Origin of the sequence: Corynebacterium sp. CMW7794 (genome assembly GCF_001563605.1) — a bacterium.
In the GTDB taxonomy this organism is placed as follows: domain Bacteria; phylum Actinomycetota; class Actinomycetes; order Mycobacteriales; family Mycobacteriaceae; genus Corynebacterium; species Corynebacterium phoceense.
On the sequence record NZ_KQ961736.1, the window covers coordinates 1 to 666 of the forward strand.

Below are 666 nucleotides of genomic sequence, written 5' to 3' on the forward strand. Positions count from 1 at the left end.
AAAGTTGGGGCAGTAGGAAGAGCGACGTGAAATAATCACAGCCATGGGCATCTTCTCCGGTCGTCATTTCCCCCGTGAAATCATCCTGTGGGCGGTCCGGTGGTACTGCCGCTACGGGCTCAGGTACCGCGATCTGGAAGAAATGATGACCGAACGCGGCGTACCGGTCGATCACAGCACCATCTACCGCTGGGTCCAGAAATATGCTCCTGAGCTGGACAAGCAGACCCGGTGGTACCGACAAGTCCCGGATTGGCAGGCCCGGTCCTGGCGGGTGGACGAGACCTATATCCGGGGCGGCGGCAGGTGGTGCTATCTTTATCGGGCCATCACCGCGGGCGGGCATACCCTGGATTTTTACCTGTCCCCAAAGCGTAACGTCGCCGCAGCGAAGCGTTTCCTGGCCAAGACCCTGAGGTCGAACACGATAACCGGGTTCCCGCGGGTGATCAACACCGATAAAGCACCCTCCCTGGCCAGGGCAATCGCCGAGTTGAAGTCAGAGGGAATCTGCCCGCAGACCGTGGAACACCGGCAGGTGAAATACCTCAACAACATCCTGGAAGGCGACCATGGTCGGCTGAAGCGGATCCTCGGGCCGAAAGGCGCGTTTAAGAACCGGACATCTGCATATCGGACGTTGAAAGGGATGGAAGCGATGCACTC

Annotated in this window: 1 protein-coding gene; it reads left to right on the forward strand. The window is 59.2% G+C overall.

From position 1 onward, the window contains the following. Positions 1 to 43 precede the first annotated feature (43 nt). Positions 44 to 666: IS6 family transposase (locus HMPREF3227_RS06255; RefSeq protein ID WP_066511303.1), on the forward strand; the 623-nt coding region annotated here is incomplete at its 3' end.